The sequence below is a fragment of the Fibrobacter succinogenes subsp. succinogenes S85 genome (assembly GCF_000146505.1).
In the GTDB taxonomy this organism is placed as follows: Bacteria; Fibrobacterota; Fibrobacteria; order Fibrobacterales; family Fibrobacteraceae; genus Fibrobacter; species Fibrobacter succinogenes.
The window spans coordinates 90263-103895 of record NC_017448.1 but is presented as its reverse complement, the minus strand read 5'-3'; the positions used below and the strand labels follow the sequence as shown (position 1 = coordinate 103895).

The following is a 13633-nucleotide window of genomic DNA, read 5'->3' as shown; positions in this document are numbered from 1 at the left end:
TGGACCTCCACTCATTCCTGCCTGTAAGCAGGATCGTTTTCATTAATAATATTGATGACGGCCTTGTCGCCTGCGATATCGTTCAAGCGAGCCCAACGCTCGCAGATTCTAAGCTTAATCGCATAGGCGTAGACGTGCTTGATGGTCCCCTCGCCTACACCGGCAAGGCTATCCACAAGCCAAAAACGGGCGCGGTCGATATCCTGTTCCTTTTCAAGCGGATTTGACTTCATGAACGCGTCCTGGATCATCTTCGCAAAGGTGACGTCATAACCAGAGAATGAACGTTCCGCAAAACGCACTTCAGGGCCCCACGCCTGGGCGCGGAGCCTACCTGAAACATTTCTCATCTGGGTTTCGCGGGACTGGTATTCCCTAACAAATTCATCATCGCTCTCTTCGCCCGCTAAAAGGGCGTCGAGCGCTTCGAGTTCTGGGGCATCCAGCACACCTTCGCAACGGCCACGGAACTCGGCCATGCTAAGGGGCGGAACGTCGCCCAGTTCTAGCATCGGAAGCGATGCCATCAAATATGCTGGACTGCTCATTGGACCGCCTTATTTGCCCTGGGCGGCCTTGTTTACAATCTTTGCAAGTTGCGGTCTGAGCAAGGCAGAAAGAGATTCCGCCATTGCCTGTTCTGTAAATTCGTGGCTGACCTTGCCGCCATCGAGCTTGACGCGGAAACCAAACTTGACGCCCTTGTCGCTTTCGACCTTGACGCCAGCCTTGAGCTGCTTTGCAAACTCGCCCATCACAAAGCTCGTGAGGGCCTTGGCATCGGCTTCGGAGAAGTTGATTTCGATGTCGGAGGTGTAGCTCTTTGCAACCGTGAGGAGCATGTTCTTCACGGTTGATTCATCGAGAGACTTGTCAATCTGGAGGCTGAGAAGATCAAGAATCATCTTTTCGAGGTTCTTGCCCACCGAGAGGAGCAAATCGCGAGCGGACTGTTCCAAAGTGCGTTCGCTGCGTTCTGTAAATGCTTGTGCTTCCTTATCGGCGTTTTCGAGTTTTGCTTTGGCTTCGTCTTCGGCAGCCCTGACAATTTCGGCCGCCTTGTCCTTTGCCTTAGAAATAATATCTGCTGCTGCGAGTTCTGCCTTTTCGACAGCATCCTTCTGGATGCGTTCCATAAGGGCTTGCAAATCTTCTGCCATTTAAATCTCCAAATTGAACCAAAACACCCCTTTCAAGGGCATTTTTATTAAACACAGAAAAGAATATACTAGGAAAATTTGGAAAAAGACAAGAAAATCGACAAAAAATTGCGAAAATATTGTTTACTTGCACAATTGGAGGATAAAAAGACCAAAAGGAGCGACAAAAGGTGGAAAACCGTTCCAAGAAATGGAAAACGCTTTACAAAATTGGAAATAAAATCGTATTTTATATACTCCAAAAGGAATTTACATGCGCAAAGAAAAAAGCGAAGCAGAAAAGATTCAAGAGGCCAAGGAATGCTGTGAAAAGTTCAATAAGAACCCAGCAGGACCTCTCTTTTTATCCGTCATCTACATCGTCGTAATTGCCATTTTTATTAGGCCCGTATGGAACCACATATACATCGATTTCAATTTGATTAAAGTTGTGGACGCATACATTTCCGGCATAATCGTATTATCCGCCATGACCCTATTATATATGCAATGTTCCAATTTTTTCAAAGGAACTGAAGATAAACCCAATAAGGGAAAACTGCGCATTACAGGCGTAATCTTACTCTGCGCCGGAATTCTGGCAGCACTCATTTCGGGGTACACAACAGATAAATACGGCTGGATAGAAGACGAAGCCATAGCTAGTCTTAACGGAAACTTGTTAAACTATGCACTAATAAAATGCACAGGAGTAGACATCGACAGACACAACGGCAACACGTATTACGGAACAGCCAAACTCTCAGACGGAACAACGAGACCTACTGTCGTATACTACATGCGAGGTGCGTATCGCAGACACGGTGTTGAATATAGGATCGTAGCGAAGTTCATGTAAAGCAAAACTCAAACGTTATTCAATATCCAATATATTATTTGATAGTTCTTTTTCAATAGGACTTTCGGGGGCGTTGCGGGGGGCTTTCCTCCCCCATTCCTATAAAAAATGCTATATTTCCCGCCGAAAAATAATCTTCAAGGATACAACCATGAAACGTACACATAACTGCGGCCAGCTTCGCAAGGAAGATGTTGGCCAGACCGTAACACTCGCCGGTTGGGTGGATCGCCGCCGTGACCATGGTGGTGTGATTTTCGTTGACCTCCGCGACAAGTATGGCAAGACCCAGATCGTTTTCAATCCGGATTACAATGCCGATGTTTTGAAAACTGCCGAACAGCTCCGTAACGAATACGTTATTTACGTGACTGGTAAGGTCTACGCCCGCGAAGAAGGCAACACGAATGAAAAGCTCGCCACGGGTGAAATCGAAGTCAAGGCAGACAAGCTCGAAATCCTGAACGCCGCCCTCACTTCTCCCTTGGCCATTAACGACCCGAACGAAGAATGCAAGGAAAACGACGACCTCCGCTTGCAGTACCGCTATTTGGACCTCCGCCGTCCGTGGATCCAGAAAAAGCTCCTCCTCAAGAGCCGCTTCCTCAAGGCCGTGTACGACTTCTTCTATTCTAACGGTTTTGAAAACATTGAAACTCCGTGCCTTTGCAAGTCCACTCCGGAAGGCGCACGTGACTACCTCGTGCCGTCCCGCGTGAACCCGGGCAAGTTCTATGCCCTCCCGCAGTCTCCGCAGCAGTACAAGCAGCTTTTGATGATTGCTGGCATGGACCGCTACTTCCAGATCGCCAAGTGTTTCCGCGACGAAGACCTCCGCGCTGACCGTCAGCCGGAATTCACGCAGATTGACGTTGAAATGTCCTTCGTCAACCAAGACGAAGTGATGGAAATGTTCGACAAGTTCGTGACTGAAGTTTTGGGCAAGGTTTGGAACTTCGAACCGCCGCGTCACATCCGCCGTATGAAGTGGGCAGAAGCTATGCTCAAGTACGGTTCCGACAAGCCGGACCTCCGCTTCGACCTCGAAATTCACGATGTGTCTGAAATCGGTGCAAAGTCCAACTTTGGCGTGTTCAAGAACTGCGTTGCCGCTGGTGGCAAGATTCGCGGTATCGCTGCTAAGGGTTGCGTTGACTTTACTCGTAAGCAGATCGACGAACTCACGGCTTACGTTGCCAAGTACGGTTCCAAGGGCCTCGTGTGGATGCGCGTCAAGGAAAATGACGAAGTTGAAACTCAGGTTGGCAAGTTCTTCACAACCGAACAACTTAACGAACTCCGCGACGCTGTTGGCGCTAAGTGCGGCGACATGATGTTCTTCATCGCCGGTCCGGAAAAGATTGCAGCTACGGCTATGGGTCAGCTTCGCTTGGAAGTCGCCCGTATCAAGGGCCTCCGCGATCCGAAGAAGCGTGAATTTGTTTGGATTACCGAATTCCCGATGTTCGAATACAGCGACACGGAAGGCCGCTACATGGCTATGCACCACCCGTTCACGAACCCGCTTCCGGAACATTTGGACATGATGCTCGGTGGCAACCTCAAGGATTGCAACGCCGAAGCTTATGACCTTGTTCTTAACGGTGTGGAAATCGGCGGTGGTTCTATCCGTATTCACAACCCGGAAGTTCAGGAAAAGGTGTTCCGCTTGCTCGGTCTCTCCGAAGAACAGGTGAAGACCAAGTTCGGCTTCTTCGTCGATGCATTCAAGTACGGTGCTCCTCCGCACGGTGGTCTCGCCTTCGGTCTCGACCGCGTTGTTGCTACCATGGAAGGTGAAGAATCTATCCGTGACTACATCGCTTTCCCGAAGAACACGAGTGCTTCTAGCCCGATGGACCAGTGCCCGAGTGAAGTGGACCTCCAGCAGTTGCAGGACATCCACATCTCCGTGCAGATGCCTAAGGGTGCTGATAAGAAATAATCGCAAGCCGAGAGTCGCGGCGAAATTCATTTCGCCATGACCGAGGCGCAGATTATTGCGACTTTAATTTGTGGCGGGTTTCGACCCGCCATTTTTTATTGAACGATGAAAAAAAAAACAGACAAATGCATAAGGCGAGAGTCGCGCCAAAATTTATTTTGGCATGACCGAGCCGAGCATTTGCTGCTTGAGCGCAGCGAAAGCAGAAAGAGCCGTCGGTATTGCTACCGGCGGTTCTTTGATTGTTGGATGGAGGAGGAGTCTTTTTTTATAAGTTCTTTTTCTGCTGTTTATGTTCATCGACATTGCCGCAGGGTTTCAGATGGCGATAAACGGCAGGATGCCCCGAGATGCTGTCAATGGAAAGAAAATGTGAGGATTCGGATACGGCTACACCGAATGAATCCGTTTGCCCTGTAAATAGGCTATTGATGTATCCCATGTCGTTCTCCTATATTTTCAAATTCTTCAGGTATTGCGAGAGTTCCATGTTCGCGGAGTAGTCCACCGGGCACTCGATGATGCTTGGCACGTCCTGGCGGAAGGCTTCGCGCAAGGTGCTCGGCAAGTCTTCGGTGCGTTCGATGCGGTAGCCCTTCAGATGCAAGGATTCGGCGTACTTGACGTAATCCGGGTTCGTGAATTCGACCGCATAGCTGTCGCCGTAGCGTTCTTCCTGTTTCCACTTGATGAGGCCGTAGCCGCCATCGGTAAAAATCAGCGTCACGAACGGGATGTGTTCGCGGTAAGCTGTCTCGAGTTCCTGGCTGTTCATCATAAAGCCGCCATCACCTGTGACCGCCAAGACCTTTTTCTTGGGGTTCAAAAGCTTTGCCGCAATCGCGCCGGGCACCGCAATACCCATGGTCGCAAAACCGTTAGAAATAATGCAGGTGTTCGGATGGTCGCAATTGTACTGGCGGGCAATCCACATCTTGTGCGCACCCACGTCCGAAATCAGAATGTCTTCTTCATCTAGAACAAGGCGGATGTCGTGCAGCACCTTCTGCGGTGTCGGCGGGAAGCTAGTGTCGTGATCGTAACGCGAATGCTCAGCCACCATCATCGCACGGATTTGCATGGCCCATTCCGGTTCCCAGGAGTTTGGACAAACGCTGCAGAGCGCGTCGAGAGATGCGGAGATGTCGCCAATAATTTCTTCGTCGGGCTGATAGAATTTGTTCACATGGTTCGGAGTTTCATCGATGTGAATAATCATCTTGTCGCCATTCGGGTTCCACTTGGCAGGCGCGTATTCCACGACGTCATAACCCACGGCAATCACGAGGTCCGCCTGTTCCATGACGATGTTCGGATAATCCCTTTGCGGTAGTCCGATGCAGCCCATAAAATACTTTTCGCAAGTCGGGATTACACCCTTTGCCATCATGGTGCAGACCACGGGAATCTTGGACGAGGACACAAATGCACGCAAAGCCTCGGAGGCGTGGTTACGCACAGCAGAATGGCCAACAAGAACCACCGGGCGCTTTGCATTCGCAAAGACCCCGCCCGCCGCGAGAATCGCATCGGTGCTTGCGTATACGGTGTTTTCGCGATGGTGTTTCAGCGGAGTTTGAGCGACCTCGCCTTCGACTTCCATAGCGGCAATGTTGCACGGCAAGTCGATGTGGCATGCACCGGGCTTTTCCATTTCGGCATACTTGAACGCAATACGGACAATCTCGTTCACCGTATCCGGGCGAACGACCTGCTTACTGCGCTTGGTAATCGGCGTAAACATGTTTACCAAGTCCAAATATTGATGGCTCGTCAAGTGCATACGCTCTGTACCCACCTGCCCCGTAATGGCAATCAGCGGAGCGCCATCGGAGTTTGCATCGGCAACGCCCGTAACAAGGTTTGTAGCGCCAGGGCCAAGGGTCGAAAGGCAGACGCCCGCCTTCCCCGTCAAACGCCCATAGACATCAGCCATAAAAGCGGCACCCTGTTCGTGACGCACCGTAATGAACTTGATGGACGACTTTTTAATCGCTTCCATCAGTTCGAGAGTTTCTTCTCCAGGGATTCCAAAAATGTACTTGACGCCTTCACTTTCTAAGGACTTGATCAAAACTTCAGCAGTGTTCATAATTCTAAAGGTCTTTTAAATGTCTCCGCGGAGTGTTTTGCAAAAATCGTGCCAAAATGCGAAATTGCGGTAAAAAACGGGGAAACGCGCCGGTTTTAGGGGGAATTCGGTGAAATTCGGTGAAATGCGGTGAAATGCGCCGCCCCTTTATACAACAAAATCTGTAAAAAATTCAATAAATGTAAAATACAGATTATAAAAATACGCGATTTTAAGCCACATAAGCCTTGGCACATTTTTTGCGACTAAACGAGCATGGAATGTGTAGAGACAGAAGATACTTTTATCCGGTCCATTTCGGCATTGTCGAAAGTGGAATTCGAGCACCGCTGCAGGCGTTTGCATAACGTTCTCGATGAGAACGATCTTTCGTCGAGCATGGGAGGCAACCACAAGGGTACAGACCCCATCCCTCTCGTGATTACGGCCGAAGAATGGAAAACGCTGGAAGCGGGCGTTGCGCAAAGGGCAAAGCTTTTTAACGCGCTCGCGAAAGACATTTATGGCGAACAAAGTCTTTGGAAAAAAGGCAAGTTGCCCGCCGCGCTATTGTTTGCAAACCCGGATTTTTTGCAGGTTGTATGGAAAGTGCACCCGGTTGGCGATGTCTTTGTGAACTTGACATCCACCGATGTCGTAAGGCTCAAAGACGGAACTTTCGTGGCGGTATCGGACCATTTGCAAGTACCCGATGGATTAGGGCGTGCACTGGAGAACCGCATTGGCGTAAGCCGTGCATTCCCGGAGCTTTTCCGCAGCATGCAAACGGAACGATTGGCAGGATTTTTCAAGAAGCTGATGGATGGCCTAGACGCCATGCACAAGAACATAGGAGGTGAAGGTGAAACCAGCAAGGTGGTACTTTTGGCATCGAGTCCGGACAATCCGCGTCGAGCAGAAGACGCAGTAATCGCCCGTTACCTCGGGATCCCACTTGTCGAAAACGATGACCTCGCGATTCGCAACATGCAAGTGTACATGAAGACGCTTATGGGACTCAAGAAGATTGGGACCATATTCCGCCGAGTGGAAGACGGCATGTGCGACCCGCTGGAACTGCGAATTGACAGCGGCGAAGGGGCCGTGGGCTTAATCAGTTCTGTCCGCGCCGGGAACGTGGCGATTGCGAACTTTCTCGGGACTGGCGTTCTAGAGACGCCCGTGTTCAAGCCGTTTTTGCCGGAGATTTGCCGCGAGCTTTTGGGTGAAGAACTGCTGTTGCGCGATGTGGAAACACTTTGGCTCGGGAATGCAACTGATGCGGAACGCGTTTTGGCAGAGCCCGAAAAATGGATTTTCAAGAAGGCATTCCGCGACGAAGGAAGCTTCAAGGAGGCAGAACCCAAGACTTATGCGACCATGACGACGACGGCACAGCTTGCGTTGTTGCAAGCGGTTGAGAATGCGCCCGAGCAATGGGTGGCCGAAAGATCGATGGAAGTTTCAGTGGTTTACGCGTACCGAGGAGAGTTCACTCCGGCAGTTTCGCTGATGAGATTCTTTGCGGTGAATACTGCGAACGGGACTTCGGTGATGCCGGGCGGCCTTGGGATTTTAGACAAAGGACTTGGAGAAAAAGACATTTGGGTGCTTTCGGAAAATCCTGTGGCGAACTTTTCTTTGCTCGCTCCAGCAAGTCAGGCGATTACGCCGTCGAGAGCTGGAGGCGATTTGCCTAGCCGTGCGGCCGAGAACCTGTTCCGGCTGGGGCGAGCATTGTCATCATCGAACATGATGGCCCGTATTGCAAGAGGTATCGCGGTGAGGCTCTCGGACGAATCCTGGATGGACATGCCGGAACTGCCATGGATTCTGAAGGCAGGGCTTACTGATGAAACGCAGTCCAGACTCGCGCAAGATCCAGAAAACGCACTCCGTTACTTTATCTTGCGCAAGGACAACAAGAACGGCATACAATGCGTGCTGACGGAAATTCGAGAGCTCGGCATGCAGTTGCGCGACCGCATTTCGGAGGATTTATGGCTTTACTTGAACGGATTTGGCATTGCAGAAGTGCCGGCAGGAACAGGTGCGGCAGCGCTGTTGCCCTACCTAAAGGAGGTCCTATCGGACAGCGCTGCAGTGGCCGGGCTTGCAGCCGATTCCATGACGCGAGGCCACGAATGGCGCTTTTTGGAACTCGGTCGTGAAATCGAGTGCGCCATCCGCACCCTGCAACTGGTCAAAAGTCTGCTATACACCGCCCCCACTGACGAGATGACGAACTTGCGCTTGTTGCAAGCGGTTCTTGAAATCGGCGACGGGCTCATGACATACCACCGCCGCTATGGAGGCCGTTTGCAAGTAGTCCCCGTCATCGACTTGCTTTTGTCAGACGAATCCAACCCGCGAAGCGTCGCCTACCAGGTGGCAAAATTGCGGAAAGCAGCAAAGCACTTGCCCGGGAACGACCAAAGCGAAGCGACATTCTCGCCGCTCGACCGTGAACTGATGCGCGTGCTTGCAGAACTGCGCCTCGCAAACATTGAACAGCTTGCAGAAACTGTAGATAACAAAAGGGAGAACCTCATAAAACTTGTAAAAACACAGATAAATTCTATTGAACGGATTGCAGAAATCGTAAACAGGCTCTACTTAAGCCATGCGCCACGCGCTGGAGTTTTCCACGCGACAACCACGGATGTGTCGGAGGTTTAAGATGCCCATTTATCAAGTTGACCATGAGACCGTCTACGACTACCGCCTCCCCGTTCTTTACAGCAACCACCTCGCCCACATGCTCCCGCGAACTGTCAGCCGACAGAATTGGATTAGCCACAGCATTGAAGTGGAACCGAATCCAACAATTCGGCAAGAACGCATCGACATTTTCGGGAACAAGGTGTTGGCATTCAGCATCGAGCAGGAACACACACACTTTAGATTCAAAACGACCGGCATTGTAGACGTTCAAGGAGAAGAACCGCCAAAACAAGGTGAAACGATGAAATGGGAAGATGTCGCAAAGCTTTTGGAACGCCCGACAAGCGACGAAACACTAGACGCCGCGATGTACGCCTACGCCTCCCCTTTCGCCAAGTTTGACGAATCGGTCCGCAATTACGCGCTCGAAAGCTTTGAGCAGGGCCGCCCCATTTTTGACGCCGCCTACGAGCTCATGACGCGAATCTACACGGATTGCAAGTACACGCCGGGAGCGACGAGAATCGGGGCGCAGCCGCAAGAAATCTTGCGCGGACGAAAAGGCGTCTGCCAGGACTTTGCACACTTGATGATAGGCTGCTTGCGTTCACTGCATTTGCCTTGCCGTTACGTGAGCGGTTACCTCCGCACGCATCCATGCGAAGGGCAACCCAAACTCGTCGGAGCCGACGCGACCCACGCCTGGGTCAGCACCTACATTCCCGGCCACGGCTGGGTAGAACTGGACCCCACCAACAATGTGCTTGGAGGTAACGAGCACATTATACTCGCCTGGGGTAGAGACTTCGGGGACGTGAGCCCGTTAAAGGGCGTCATCACCGGAGGTGGCGAGCATACCTTGAAAGTGTCCGTAAACGTGGACCTTAGGGATGAATGAGAAGAAAACCTAAAAGCATAAGGAAACAAAACATGCGATTTGGAAATTACGACACCGAAGGCTTTTACGATGAGCTTTGCTTACCGGATGGGACTCCCCGCCCGGCTGCAGAGCCGTTGTTTACGAAAATCAACGAGCTCCCCGAAGGAGAACTGCAACGCCGCCAGATCATTGCGGAATCTGCGTTTTACGATAACGGAATTACATTCGCGGTTTACGGCAACAAGGACGGTAAGGACAAAATAATCCCCTTTGACGTTATCCCGCGTATTGTAAGCGCCGCCGACTGGAAGCACCTCGAAGCGGGCCTCAAACAGCGTACAGAAGCGCTGAACTGCTTTTTGACGGACATCTACAACGACCGCAAGATTTTGCGTGACAAGGTCGTCCCCGAAAGCCTCATCAACACCTGCACCGCTTACAGAGCGCAGATGGAAGGCTTTGTGCCGCCCAAGGGAATCTGGGCGCACATTACAGGCACAGACCTTGTGCGCGATACCGACGGCACATTCTACGTACTTGAAGACAACATGCGATGCCCGAGTGGTGTCTCGTACGTGTTGCAGAACCGTCAGATTCTAAAGCGTACGTTCCCGCAGGTATTTTCCAACTGTTCCATTCGACCCGTAGACGAATACTGCACCCGTCTGCGCCATGCGTTGGAATACTTGGCCGATTCTACAGCATCGCCGAAGGTCGTGGTGCTGACACCCGGCATCTACAATTCGGCGTACTACGAACATTCCTATTTGGCACAGCAGATGGGCGTGGACCTCGTGACCGGAGACGACCTTGTTGTGCAAGACAAGAAGGTCTATGCCCGCACGACGCGCGGCCTCAAGCAGGTTCACGTGATTTACCGCCGTGTCGATGACGAATTCTTGGATCCGAAGGTATTCCGCCCGGATTCTTGCCTCGGCGTGCCTGGACTGATTGAAGCCTACAAGGCTGGTAACGTAGCGCTTGCGAATGCGCCCGGTTGCGGTGTTGCCGACGACAAGGCGATTTACACCTATGTGCCGCAGATTATCAAGTACTATCTCGGCGAAGAGGCGATCATCCCGAATGTGCCGACATTTGTATGCGAGAACCCAAAGCACATGCAGCATGTGTTGGACCACATCGAAAATATGGTCGTTAAGGCCGCCAGCGAATCCGGTGGCTACGGCATGCTCGTCGGTCCAAAATCGACAAAGGAGGAATGTGAGGCGTTCAAGAGCAAGATTATCGCGAACCCGCGTAACTACATTGCGCAGCCCATGATTTCGCTCAGCCGCGTGCCTTGCTTTGTCGATGGCGGTTTCGAAGGTCGCCATGTGGATTTGCGCCCCTACATTGTGCAAGGGCGAGAGACTTACATTCTCCCCGGTGGCCTCACTCGCGTAGCACTCCGCAAAGGTTCTATCGTGGTGAACAGCTCGCAGGGCGGCGGATGCAAGGACACATGGGTCATTGCCGAAAACGAAAAGGCTCCAGAACTCGGACAAGCTAAACTTTGGATGGAACAACAACAGCAACAACAATAGGAATTTAGAAGTAGGAAGTGTAATATGTTAAGCAGAGTCGCAAATTCCATTTATTGGCTCGCCCGCTATATCGAACGCGCCGAAAACGTCGCGCGAAGCATCGATGTGAACCTCCAGCTGCAACTGGACTTGCCCGGCGAAGAACGCCCTTGGGAACCGGTGATTCAAATTGCCGGCAATGCCGATGACTTCTTCAAAAAATACGCGCATGTTTCCATTGAAAACGCGCTCATGTTCCTGACGTTTGACAAGGAAAATCCGAACAGCATCATTTCGTGCGTCGGGGCCGCCCGTGAAAACGCCCGCTGCGTCCGCGAAAGAATTTCTTCGGAACTGTGGATTGCCATCAACCAGTTTTACTTGAAACTAAACGACCCCGAAATGCCTAAAGAAGCATTGGCTGGTCCACACGCTTTTTACAATAGCGTCAAGGAATTCAGCCAGCTCACGGCAGGCATCATTCAAGGCACGATGAACCACGATGTCGCCTGGAACTTCACGCATCTCGGCACATTGCTCGAACGCGCCGACCAGACTTCGCGTATTCTGGACGTCAAGTATTACATCTTGCTTCCGGATGTGAGCATGGTGGGCATGGCGCTCGATACCGTGCAGTGGAACGCCGTTCTCAAGAGCGTCGGTGCATACGAAATGTTCCACCGTCGCAATTCAAACGTGACACCGCATAACGTCGCGGAATTTCTCCTGCTCTCCGAAGATTTTCCGCGCTCCTTGCGTTACTGCTTGGAAAAAGCGGAACAGTGTCTCAAGAACATCGCCTACCCTGTCAAAAGCAAGGCAGAATCCATCCGCCTCCTGGGCAAGCTGCGTTCCGACATCGCGTTCACGACCATCGAAGAAATCATCGACCAGGGGCTTCACGAACAAATTGAAAAAGTCCAGATTCGCCTAAATGAACTCGGCAATCAAATCTGGAAAGATTTCTTCTGCTAAAAAAATTCCATTACACTCAAATAAAATCACAATGACGGGTTTCGGCACGTCATTTCTTTAGTATATTCTGCACATGGCGTTTTCTGAAGAATATCTCAAAGATTACGAAAAAAAAATTCGTGAGCTCCCCGTCGAGGAGCTCTACGATATTTTAAGCCAAATTCGTGATCATGGCTTTCAAGCAGACGATTCTCCAGAACGAATCAGAATTATCGAGAAACGCATTATAGAACTCACCGGCGACAAAGATTCTATTTTGCCAATGCCGCAATACAGCCAAAAACTCAACGAGAAATATCTAAATAAAACAACTCTTGGTTCTTTTACATTCAAAATCGGAGGTTTGGTCTTAATTTTTGTAGGCATTGGATTCTCTGACAATACATCAAATCAGTACACACCCTTTAATTTTATTACATGTGGACTAGGCCTTTTAGTATTTGTACTAGGCTGTCTGTTTGATGGTCAAATAAGACTGTACGTAAGAGATTTGACTGCAGTAAGAACAAGAGAAGACCACCCTCGGGATTTTTGGTTCATCATAAGCATTCTTGGCCTTATTGGCGTTGGACTTATCATTTGGGGACTTTTATGAAAACTTGCAGAATTTGTGGCGAAACATCCGAAGCGAAATCTTACTTTGCTAAGGAAATGATGTACTTAAACGCAGGGCATTTTGAATATTTTGAATGCCCGCACTGCAAGTGTTTGCAAATCAATAGCGTTCCCGAAAACTTGAGTGAATACTACGGCCCCAATTACTACAGTTACAACAAGCCCGCCGACACCGTCACCCGCGCAAAGACGCAGTACAACAAACGCGTACTTGACGTAGGTTGTGGCGCAGGCGCATTGCTCTGTAGCATGGCGGCAACATCAGGCATCGAGAGCCTCATCGGTTGCGACCCGTTCATCGAGAAAGATATCTCGTACGAAAACGGCGTTCAAATTTTCAAGAAGACAGTCCACGAAATGACGGGCGAATTCGACGTCATCATGCTCAACGATTCGTTCGAACACATGACCGACCCGCACGAGACCATGGACATCCTCAAGCGCCTTTTGGCAAATGGCGGAACCATCAAGATGACACTCCCCATCTACCCCAATATTGCGTTTGAAAAATACAAAGAGAACTGGTACCAGCTCGACGCCCCGCGCCACATCTTTTTGCACTCCATCAACAGCCTAAAACTACTCGCCAACCAGCACGGCTTCAAGATTGTGCAGATGATTTTCGACTCCAACAACTCTGCCATTTTGAGGAGCTACCTGTACACCAAGGGCATCACGTTCTGGAAGCAGGACCCGAAGGAAATTTTCAAGTATTTCACCAAAAGCGAAATCATCGACATCGATAAAAAAATGGCCGAAGCAAACAAAAAAGGCTACGGCGACCACGCCACGGTCTTCTTCATGCATAAATAAATGACAGAAAAATAACAGCACAAATTAGTCACAAATTCCTTTTTTTTGTGCCATTTCGCCCCATCCCCCTAAAAAACTTCTCAACGTTTACAACAGTAAATAAAAAAAACAAATAAAAGCGGTCTATTATATAGAAAACCGCTATATAT

The 13633-nt window shown here is 50.4% G+C and carries 12 protein-coding genes; 8 read left to right on the top strand and 4 right to left on the bottom strand.

Features of this window, described 5'->3' with window-relative positions:
- Positions 1-11: 11 nt before the first annotated feature.
- Complete coding sequence (locus FSU_RS00450) at positions 12-548, bottom strand: hypothetical protein (RefSeq protein ID WP_014544948.1); 537 nt, start codon at positions 546-548, stop codon at positions 12-14.
- Between the two features lie 9 nt (positions 549-557).
- Positions 558-1160: an ATPase gene (locus tag FSU_RS00445; RefSeq protein WP_014544947.1), complete on the bottom strand. Its 603-nt coding sequence runs from the start codon at positions 1158-1160 to the stop codon at positions 558-560.
- A 253-nt stretch (positions 1161-1413) separates the two neighbouring features.
- Here FSU_RS00445 and FSU_RS00435 point away from each other — a divergent pair, with 253 nt between their 5' ends.
- Both FSU_RS00435 and aspS read left to right on the top strand, forming a co-directional pair.
- Complete coding sequence (locus FSU_RS00435) at positions 1414-1998, top strand: hypothetical protein (protein ID WP_015732432.1); 585 nt, start codon at positions 1414-1416, stop codon at positions 1996-1998.
- Between the two features lie 151 nt (positions 1999-2149).
- Positions 2150-3943, top strand: a complete 1794-nt coding sequence (gene aspS, locus FSU_RS00430) for an aspartate--tRNA ligase (RefSeq protein ID WP_015732431.1) — start codon at positions 2150-2152, stop codon at positions 3941-3943.
- A gap of 268 nt (positions 3944-4211) precedes the next feature.
- Here the strand turns inward: aspS and FSU_RS16225 are convergent, their stop codons facing one another.
- Positions 4212-4385, bottom strand: coding sequence for a hypothetical protein (locus FSU_RS16225; protein WP_015732430.1), 174 nt, complete (start codon positions 4383-4385; stop codon positions 4212-4214).
- A gap of 9 nt (positions 4386-4394) precedes the next feature.
- Entirely contained in the window at positions 4395-6035 is a 1641-nt protein-coding gene (locus FSU_RS00425; RefSeq protein WP_015732429.1) for an acetolactate synthase large subunit, read from the bottom strand.
- Positions 6036-6290: 255 nt separating this feature from the next.
- On the opposite strand from FSU_RS00425, the gene FSU_RS00420 reads away from it, so the two are divergent.
- The 6 genes from FSU_RS00420 to FSU_RS00395 all read left to right on the top strand — a co-directional run bounded on the left by FSU_RS00420 (position 6291) and on the right by FSU_RS00395 (position 13484).
- Complete coding sequence (locus FSU_RS00420; protein ID WP_014544944.1) at positions 6291-8693, top strand: circularly permuted type 2 ATP-grasp protein; 2403 nt, start codon at positions 6291-6293, stop codon at positions 8691-8693.
- Position 8694: 1 nt separating this feature from the next.
- Positions 8695-9576 (top strand): transglutaminase family protein, encoded by an 882-nt coding sequence (locus FSU_RS00415; protein WP_014544943.1) that lies wholly within the window; start codon positions 8695-8697, stop codon positions 9574-9576.
- 32 nt (positions 9577-9608) lie between these two features.
- The gene (locus FSU_RS00410) at positions 9609-11102 is read left to right on the top strand and encodes a circularly permuted type 2 ATP-grasp protein (RefSeq protein ID WP_014544942.1); all 1494 of its coding nucleotides are present in this window, start codon (positions 9609-9611) and stop codon (positions 11100-11102) included.
- 24 nt (positions 11103-11126) lie between these two features.
- Positions 11127-12056: an alpha-E domain-containing protein gene (locus FSU_RS00405; protein ID WP_014544941.1), complete on the top strand. Its 930-nt coding sequence runs from the start codon at positions 11127-11129 to the stop codon at positions 12054-12056.
- A gap of 73 nt (positions 12057-12129) precedes the next feature.
- Positions 12130-12651: a hypothetical protein gene (locus FSU_RS00400; protein WP_014544940.1), complete on the top strand. Its 522-nt coding sequence runs from the start codon at positions 12130-12132 to the stop codon at positions 12649-12651.
- Positions 12648-13484, top strand: coding sequence for a class I SAM-dependent methyltransferase (locus FSU_RS00395; protein ID WP_015732428.1), 837 nt, complete (start codon positions 12648-12650; stop codon positions 13482-13484). The genes FSU_RS00400 and FSU_RS00395 overlap by 4 nt, the downstream gene beginning before the upstream one ends.
- Positions 13485-13633: the final 149 nt, after the last annotated feature.

Coding starts and splice junctions, on each gene's coding strand:
- FSU_RS00450 (WP_014544948.1), bottom strand. CDS start 548: ATGAGCAGTCCAGCATATTTGATGGCATCGCTTCCGATGCTAGAACTG.
- FSU_RS00445 (WP_014544947.1), bottom strand. CDS start 1,160: ATGGCAGAAGATTTGCAAGCCCTTATGGAACGCATCCAGAAGGATGCT.
- FSU_RS00435 (WP_015732432.1), top strand. CDS start 1,414: ATGCGCAAAGAAAAAAGCGAAGCAGAAAAGATTCAAGAGGCCAAGGAA.
- aspS (WP_015732431.1), top strand. CDS start 2,150: ATGAAACGTACACATAACTGCGGCCAGCTTCGCAAGGAAGATGTTGGC.
- FSU_RS16225 (WP_015732430.1), bottom strand. CDS start 4,385: ATGGGATACATCAATAGCCTATTTACAGGGCAAACGGATTCATTCGGT.
- FSU_RS00425 (WP_015732429.1), bottom strand. CDS start 6,035: ATGAACACTGCTGAAGTTTTGATCAAGTCCTTAGAAAGTGAAGGCGTC.
- FSU_RS00420 (WP_014544944.1), top strand. CDS start 6,291: ATGGAATGTGTAGAGACAGAAGATACTTTTATCCGGTCCATTTCGGCA.
- FSU_RS00415 (WP_014544943.1), top strand. CDS start 8,695: ATGCCCATTTATCAAGTTGACCATGAGACCGTCTACGACTACCGCCTC.
- FSU_RS00410 (WP_014544942.1), top strand. CDS start 9,609: ATGCGATTTGGAAATTACGACACCGAAGGCTTTTACGATGAGCTTTGC.
- FSU_RS00405 (WP_014544941.1), top strand. CDS start 11,127: ATGTTAAGCAGAGTCGCAAATTCCATTTATTGGCTCGCCCGCTATATC.
- FSU_RS00400 (WP_014544940.1), top strand. CDS start 12,130: ATGGCGTTTTCTGAAGAATATCTCAAAGATTACGAAAAAAAAATTCGT.
- FSU_RS00395 (WP_015732428.1), top strand. CDS start 12,648: ATGAAAACTTGCAGAATTTGTGGCGAAACATCCGAAGCGAAATCTTAC.